This is a genomic window from Kosmotoga sp., from assembly GCF_982836095.1.
In genome coordinates this window covers 1-8,000 of the sequence record NZ_CEYIHJ010000039.1, presented here as the reverse complement: position 1 = coordinate 8,000, position 8,000 = coordinate 1, and the positions used below count along the sequence as shown (strand labels likewise).

The window sequence follows — 8,000 nt, the reverse complement described above, 5'->3', positions numbered from 1 at the left end:
AGCCATTCACCATTACCCAAAGAAATAACGAATTTCCCTTTCAAGAAGGATTCGTCATAGACAGCGCCAGAAGATGGGCTCAAAACATCTGCAGGTTCAACCAGGCCATTTTTCAAGAACCAACCGTAGAATTCAAGAGCCCTAACACCCGCTTCGCTATTAAAAGCAGCTTTTTTTCCATCGGGAGTAAGAATGTCTCCACCAGCACTCCAAAGATAGTTATACCATCTTGAATTCGTGTGTTCCGTCGGACCAGCCATGAAACCTACTGGTTTAACCCCTTCAGGAAGTAAATCTTCTTTTTCTTTCACCAACATCGCATATTTCTTAACGTCTTCCCAGGTTTTAATTTCCACGTTTGTGATTCCAAGTTCTTCCATCAGTTTTTTGTTCCAGTAAATCAACCTCAGGTCAGTAGAGAAATAGAATCCCAACGTCTTTCCAGGATCTGCGTACCTCTGGCAAATTTCTCTAAAAGGAGGTAAGAAATTATAATATCCCCAGAGATCATCAATATCAAGTTGCTTAATCATGTTCTTGAATTCTCCTAACCAAATGTGATCAAGCTGCATGATATCTATCGGTTCTCTCCTTGAAAGCCTCATGGCTAACTGGGTTCTGGTTTCATTGTATTCATAGAATGAAGCATCGACTACGATGTTAAGATCGGGATGATTTTCCTGGACCCTTTCCGTAGCCCAGTCAATTATGTCTTTTGTCCAACTCCTAACGACCAATTTCAATGTGACTGTCGGTTTTGCGACTAAAGAAATTGAAACGAGTAATACCAAGCAGATCAAAATTAAAAATTTCTTTGTTCTCATTGCGCCACTCCTCTCAAATGGGGTTGAAGAAATGTTATCGATATCATATTACTATAAAAAATCATCACATAGCAAATCGATAATTTGCCTTTATCGCTAATTATTGTGAATTATCATTGGTTATAGAAAATATCTATATTTTTTCGTCCTGTAAGATATGATTCCAAATCCGATATTCTTGGCGAGTATTCTCAAGGGCACTTGTCTTGGGCTATTGAAAAACGTATCGAATTGTATTTTATGCTTCTTGGACTATTATTCAAAGGTGTTGTATAATGTTGTCGATATCATTTCCTCACTAAGTTCATTTAGGCAATAGTATTCTATATTGATGGCTATCAGCCAAATATAAGTATTTGTAAATTACATACATTTCTCTATTCGAGAAAATCAACATGATAATAAGATATTTGCCTATAAGCGTAATTATTCGCTATTAAATGGATATAACTGTAAATAGCACGCATTTGAATTCCTGTGGTGTCAATGCGATAATGATATCGATATCATCGGAGGAGATGCCAATGAAAAAACCCACAATAAAGATTATTGCTAAAGATGCCGGGGTTTCAGAGATGACTGTCTCGAGAGTTATAAACAACCCCGAACTGGTCTCTGAAGCCACAGTAAAAAAAGTGCTGAAGTCAATGGAGAAATATAATTACAAGCCAAAGATGATCGCAAAAATCCTGAAAGGAAGAAAATCAAAGACTGTCGGGTTTCTTATTTCTTCACGCCAGGAATTTTACATCTCTCCCTTTTATGGAGAATGTATCCGATCTGCTGCAACTGCACTCAAGGATTTCTCCTTAAGAACTCTCAGCTTTAATTTATTAGATACTCTGAGCAAATCACTATTTGTGGATTACGCAAACTCGGGTCTTTTAGACGGAATGATAATTTTCGAGGGCACTTTTCAAGAAGATATTACCGAGGTTCTCAGAGTAAACAATATACCTTTTGTATACGTTGGCGAGACATTTCAAGAAAATTCCGACATCGTATCCATCTCCTCTGATAGCTATGAAGGAGCCAGGAAAGGGATGAAATATCTTATAGATACCGGTTCTAAGAATATTTGCATCGTTACCGGGACCGGTTCTAAACCTTCATATATACACAGAAAACAAGCATATCTTGATGCAATCAGTGAAGCTAATCTTGAGTATCAAAATGTTATAGAAACCGAAAGAAGCATGATGGGCGGTATGTTAGCAGCCGAAAAGTTAATCAAGCAAAAGGAAGAGATCAATGCGGTGTTCTGCTTCTGTGATGTTATAGCCATAGGTGTTATTAAAAGGCTTCAGGAAAGAGGCGTCACCATCCCAAAAGAGATTAGAGTCCTTGGATTTGATAATATCCCCTTTGCCAAATATACCACCCCTGCCCTCACAACAATTGCACAAGATACGGAAAAAATGGGCATGATTGCTGCAAATTCCTTATTGAAATTGATGTTTAACGAACCATTGGAGAATACAAATATAATTGTTCCAACCGAATTGATTATCAGGGAGAGCACATAGACAAATGTTGAAAAATTTATTGGATTCCGTAGAAGCACTGGTCTTTGACCTGGATGGAGTAATAGCAGATACAGCAAAATTCCACTATGAAGCCTGGAAACGTCTTTTGGAAGATCTCGGATTTCAGATTGATCCTAATGAGAGTGAGCAATTAAAGGGAGTAGGTCGAATCCAGGCTCTTGAAACGCTTCTCACAAATAGAGGCATTGATTTCCCTTATTCCAAAAAAGTTGAACTTGCCGAGCGGAAAAATGCTTATTACGTTAAGCTTCTTTCTCTTGTTGACGAAGGTTTCCTTTTGCCAGGAGGAATGGAATTTGTGTCACTGGCTAAAGAAAGAGGCTACAAAACAGCCCTCGCAACAGCGAGCAAAAACGCGCATATTATTCTCAACAAGACCAGGATCTGTTCATATTTCGACGTAATAGTGGATGGGACCATGGTAAAAAGAACAAAACCTGATCCAGAAATATTTTTACTCACAGCTAAAAGGCTTAAAGCAAAGCCCGAGAAATGCGTTGTCTTTGAAGACGCCTACGCCGGTATTGAAGGGGCGAAAAAAGCTGGTATGAAATGCATAGGAATAGGTAAGCCAGAAGTATTATCAAATGCCGATTTTGTTGTTGATAGCCTTGCAAGCGCCGTGAAAATGTTTGGCAATGAGCATTATTGACCAACCATCAAGTGGTTATAGAGGTGATAGATTTGAAGACAAGCAAAAAGGACTTTCCAAAAGACTTTTATTGGGGCGTAGCAACTTCATCATACCAGGTGGAAGGTGCTGATCTGGAAGACGGGAAAGAGCCTTCAATTTGGACCACTTTTGTAAAACGCAATGGAACCATCGAAGATGGAACAGATGGAATGATAGCGTGTGACCATTACCATAGATGGCAAGAAGACATAGAACTTCTTGCTGACCTTGGGGTTAACGCATATAGATTTTCCATTTCATGGCCCAGAGTATTTCCAAAGGGAACAGACGAGAAAAACCAAAAAGGTATTGATTTTTATAACAAACTAATTGACAAACTGCTCAAAAAAGGGATTACACCTTTTGTTACCATGTACCATTACGAATTACCGCAAATCCTTCAAGATAAATACAACGGCTGGGAATCAAGAGATATCATTCAAATATTTGGAGATTACGCTGAACAGCTATTCAATGAATTTGGTGATAGGGTCAAGCACTGGATAACTTTGAATCAGCCTTTGAGAATTTCTCACAGAAGTTATATAGATAATAACGCTGCTCCCGGAACAAAAAAATCTGTGCAGTTATCATTCCAGGTTGCCCATCATCTGCTTTTGGCTCATGCTGAAGCTGTAAAGCGTATAAAAAAACTCGATGCAGAGGCAAAGATCGGGATATCCAATTCCACAATTTTCGTCGAACCTGTGAATGAAGATCCAAAAAATATCGCAGCGGCTAGAATGATGGATCAATTTTACAATGAATGGTTCTACAAACCACTTGCAACAGGTGAATATCCTGAAGAATTGCATCATTTCTTGCAAGAAAGAAATTGGGCGCCTGTTATCTTACCCGGCGATATGGAAAAAATCCTCTGTGGCCATGATTTTTGGGGGGTTAATTATTATTCCAGGTCTTTAGCAGTTTTCGACACAACAAAGCCCTTTATGTTTAGCGAAGCGGAACCTGTACTCGAATGCACACCCCAAAAAATGGAAATCTATCCCGAAGGCCTTGTGAGAAGCCTCAAAAAAATTCATGAGAACTATGGAATGAAAGATATCTACATCACAGAAAACGGCTCGGATGATTTTGACATACTAAATAATGGTGAAGTAAAAGACGATGTAAGAGCTGGATATATAGCCAGACATATAGAAGGCTGCTTGAAGGCATTGCAAGAGGGCGTCAATCTAAAAGGTTATTTTGTCTGGTCACTTATGGATAATTTTGAGTGGGTGAAAGGATACACTATCAGATACGGATTAGTGTATATCGATAGAAACAACAATCTTAAACGAATTCCGAAAAAGAGTTTTTATGATTACCAGCGTTTTCTAAACTCTTGACCTTTGTACTCCAGGTTTGCTTCAAATACAATATCATGTTTGCCAGACATTACATACTTTGCTCGAAATGGAGGGTACATCCTTGAACCAAAAAGTATTAACCCCGAAATCCGCATTCTTGCTTTGCTGGTTTGCTTACACACTCGCCTACTTTGGGCGCGTTAATATTTCAGTGGCTATTCCAGTAATGGAAAAAACTCTTGGCTGGTCAAATACACAATTGGGGCTTATAGGTAGCTCTTTTTTTTGGATATATGCGATTGGTCAATTGATAAACGGCTCAATAGGCGATCATGTTTCCCCAAGAAAATTCGTTTTCATCGGGCTCTTTTTCTCGGCGCTATTAAATCTTGCCTTTGGATCTTTAACCCTTCTTCCTATTATGATAGTTATCTGGGGTATCAATGGCTACTTTCAGTCAATGCTTTGGGGTCCCATAGTCAGAACGCTCTCTGATCACATACACCCAAGGCGAAATAACATTGTGGCAGTAGGAATGGCTGCCTCTATGACGGTGGGATATTTGATGGCATGGGGGCTGTCAGGAAAAATCGTTTCTCTGCTTGGTTGGCGCTGGGCTTTCTGGACACCAAGTGTTATTCTCGCTTTATACGCTTTTCTTTGGCTGATAAAGGTTAAATCCGACAAATTTCACAACGCGGTTCATCCAACTAAAAGCAAGCAATCTTTACTTAAAATTACATGGAATGACGGATTATGGTTGATCATGATTGCATCTATTGCTCAAGGTGTCGTCAAAGAAGGTATAAATCTATGGGGCCCAATGCTGTTAATGAAAACCCATGGACTTGACCTCAGTTCCACCGTTGCCTATTCAATATTGATTCCTGCGATTGGATTCTCAGGGGCAATCCTGGCCGGACTGCTCAACAAAAAGCTGAATCATCGCGAAAAGCCAACTATCTTAATAATGCTAATCGCATCAGGCATTACTGTAATGGCCTTCCATATCTTTGGTGCTGGAAGCGCAATTTCTGGAACATTGTTTTTATCTCTGACAGTAGCCCTGTTAAACGGAGCAAATTCAATACTGATGACAATAATTCCTTTGAACTATGTGAAGTATAAACGAGTATCATCGGTTGCCGGACTTCTTGATTTTTCGGCATATGTGGGAGCAGGCCTCTCAGGTATCTTCACCGGGATAATCGCCGATAAATTTGGAATAAGTACTGTGGCGTTTTTGTGGATTGCCTTCTTGATTCTTGGCTCATTAGCATTGTTGGGCAATATGTTTTTTAAACGAATTGCTGCTCACAAGAAAAATCAGCCACAAATGCACTAAATGCTATACTTGAATCGATTCGAGAAATCGAGGAATTATAAGGAGGGGTTGCAATGGATGAAAGGGTATCAAAGCACGCAAAAGTTCTGGTGAACTACTCCCTTGCTTTGAAACCGGGAGAGAAATTCTTTTTGCAAGGCAGTATTGCCACGCTTCCTTTGATAAGAGCCGTTTATCTGGAAGCGCTCAAAGCAGGGGCACTCGTTCAAGTTATGATAGAAGATCCAACTTTGGGTGAAATACGCTTAAAGCACGGAAACGATGAACAACTCGCATATCTTCCAGAGAGCGTGATGGTTGTTGCCAAAACGGCTGATGTCTTTCTTTCTATTTGGGGAAGCACGAATACAAGAAACCTCAGCAACGTTCCCCCGGAAAATTTGAGAAAGAGCGCAGAGGGAAGAAGCGCGCTCACCAGGGTCTTTTTTGAACGCATGGGAAAAGAGGAAATGAAATGGTGTGGAACTTTATTCCCAACCGAAGCTGAGGCCCAGGAAGCCTCCATGTCTCTAAGCGAATACGAGGACTTCGTTTACACAGCCTGCCATCTTGATAGCGATGACCCCATTGCGGAATGGAAGAAAATCCACGACCAGCAGCAAAAATATGTTGATTTCCTGAACACCAAAAAACATCTCAGGATTATTTCTAAAGACACAGACATTGAAATGAGCATAGAAGGGCGAAAATGGATAAACAGCGATGGACATGCCAACTTCCCCTCAGGCGAAGTCTTCACGGGCCCTGTTGAAGATACTGTGAATGGCCATATACGTTTCTCTTTCCCGGGTATCTTCCAGGGGCGTGAAATCGAAGATATAAGGTTGACTTTTGAAAACGGAAAAGTGGTAAAAGCCGAGGCTTCCAAAGGGCAGGATCTCCTCGAAAAGTTGCTCGAGATAAAAGGAGCGCGTTACGTTGGCGAAGTGGCAATGGGAACAAATTACAACATAACTAAATTCACCAAGAACATGCTCTTCGATGAAAAAATCGGTGGCACAGTGCACCTGGCATTGGGAAGATCCTACCCCGAAACAGGCGGAAAAAATGAATCGGACATTCACTGGGATATGCTTTGCGACATGAGAGAAGGCGGAGAAATCTACGCAGATGGTGAATTGATCTACAAAAATGGTAAATTTCTGATTTGAAAATACCGGTATCAATGAAAACCGGCTCGTAAATGCGCGAGCCGGTTTTTTTGTTTCTCATGGCCTTTTACTTAGGCAGGAATACATACTACGTACTTCTCTCTTTTCTCTACGACTTTCCATTGTTCTGACTGATTGATCTTTTTCAACGTATCTTCCCTCTTTTGGTGCCCGTCTTCGAGGATTAACCTGCCTGAAGGTTTGCAAATTCGTTTGAGTTCCGCAAAAAAACTCCTGGGATCATCAACGCGGTGAAACATGTCCAGAGCGTATATTATATCCACCGAACCGTCTTGAATAAAACAATGGTAACCTTTTGCCAGTATCGCTTCCACATTTGACAGATTTTTCTTAACAACGAGTTTGTTCACCGCCTTTATCGCTAAAGGGTGAATATCCACAGCCAGGACCTTTCCGGTAGGACCTACCAATCTGGAAGCTTCCAAAATATACCTCCCGGGCCCACAACCGTAATCCACAATAGTCATTCCTGATTTGATTCCAAATTCCTTTAGCTTGTCACTTGTTTTTCTTGAGGATGACTCATTTACAAACCTCATTGAAAAACTCATCAATCTGAACGCCAAATTTGAAATTAATTTTGAATCTTTTCGCATCTCTATTTCCTCCTCTGTATAGTTGCTATACACTCACTATAAAAAAATTAAATCTGATTGATCACTTCCAAAAGACCTCTGAGAAACTCTGCAATTTTTTCCTGATCTTCTTTTGAATAGTTCTCAAGTATAGAGGTTACCTTTTCAGAGAAATTACGATGGTATTTTTCGTGTTCTGCTGCTGCTCTTTTACCCTTTTCAGTGAGTCTTATCGAGATTCTGGAGAGATTATCAGGGCAAGGTTCTTTGACAACCATCCCTTTCTTCTCGAGTTTTTTGACCATTTGAGAAACTGCTCCCCTTGTAACGCCAATTCTTTTAGCAATCGCGGATATGTGAAGCCCCTGGTAATCCCTTATCTTATCTATCATGTGTATCTCACCATAACTGAGGGTCTCATCTGTACCGTAATTCGATGTTCTTTTGTCTAATTCCTGAAGGGAATGAATAACCTTCAACAAAGTATGAACGATTTCGCTGTTATGTTTTCTCATGCTTATAGTGTATAGCAACTATACACTTATGTCAAG

At 40.2% G+C, this 8,000-nt stretch carries 8 protein-coding genes; 5 read left to right on the top strand and 3 right to left on the bottom strand.

Features of this window, described 5'->3' with window-relative positions; translation table 11 throughout:
* On the bottom strand, nt 1-824 hold an 824-nt coding region (locus AC3LHT_RS04145; RefSeq protein ID WP_488662070.1), incomplete at its 3' end, for an ABC transporter substrate-binding protein.
* A 524-nt stretch (nt 825-1,348) separates the two neighbouring features.
* Between AC3LHT_RS04145 and AC3LHT_RS04140 the strand changes: the two genes are divergently transcribed.
* From AC3LHT_RS04140 to AC3LHT_RS04120, 5 genes are all read left to right on the top strand, one after another.
* A complete protein-coding gene (locus tag AC3LHT_RS04140) occupies nt 1,349-2,350 on the top strand; it encodes a LacI family DNA-binding transcriptional regulator (RefSeq protein ID WP_488662069.1) in 1,002 nt (333 codons plus the stop codon).
* Between the two features lie 4 nt (nt 2,351-2,354).
* Nucleotides 2,355-3,023 (top strand): beta-phosphoglucomutase, encoded by a 669-nt coding sequence (pgmB, locus tag AC3LHT_RS04135; protein WP_488662068.1) that lies wholly within the window; start codon nt 2,355-2,357, stop codon nt 3,021-3,023.
* Nucleotides 3,024-3,046: 23 nt separating this feature from the next.
* Nucleotides 3,047-4,396 (top strand): GH1 family beta-glucosidase, encoded by a 1,350-nt coding sequence (locus tag AC3LHT_RS04130; RefSeq protein WP_488662067.1) that lies wholly within the window; start codon nt 3,047-3,049, stop codon nt 4,394-4,396.
* 82 nt (nt 4,397-4,478) lie between these two features.
* A complete protein-coding gene (locus AC3LHT_RS04125) occupies nt 4,479-5,702 on the top strand; it encodes an MFS transporter (RefSeq protein ID WP_290667565.1) in 1,224 nt (407 codons plus the stop codon).
* A 53-nt stretch (nt 5,703-5,755) separates the two neighbouring features.
* Nucleotides 5,756-6,853 (top strand): aminopeptidase, encoded by a 1,098-nt coding sequence (locus AC3LHT_RS04120; RefSeq protein WP_488662066.1) that lies wholly within the window; start codon nt 5,756-5,758, stop codon nt 6,851-6,853.
* A 71-nt stretch (nt 6,854-6,924) separates the two neighbouring features.
* On the opposite strand, the gene AC3LHT_RS04115 is transcribed toward AC3LHT_RS04120, so the two are convergent.
* Both AC3LHT_RS04115 and AC3LHT_RS04110 read right to left on the bottom strand, forming a co-directional pair.
* Nucleotides 6,925-7,470, bottom strand: coding sequence for a class I SAM-dependent methyltransferase (locus AC3LHT_RS04115; RefSeq protein WP_488662065.1), 546 nt, complete (start codon nt 7,468-7,470; stop codon nt 6,925-6,927).
* A gap of 47 nt (nt 7,471-7,517) precedes the next feature.
* Complete coding sequence (locus tag AC3LHT_RS04110) at nt 7,518-7,964, bottom strand: MarR family winged helix-turn-helix transcriptional regulator (protein WP_488662064.1); 447 nt, start codon at nt 7,962-7,964, stop codon at nt 7,518-7,520.
* Between the last annotated feature and the right edge of the window lie 36 nt (nt 7,965-8,000).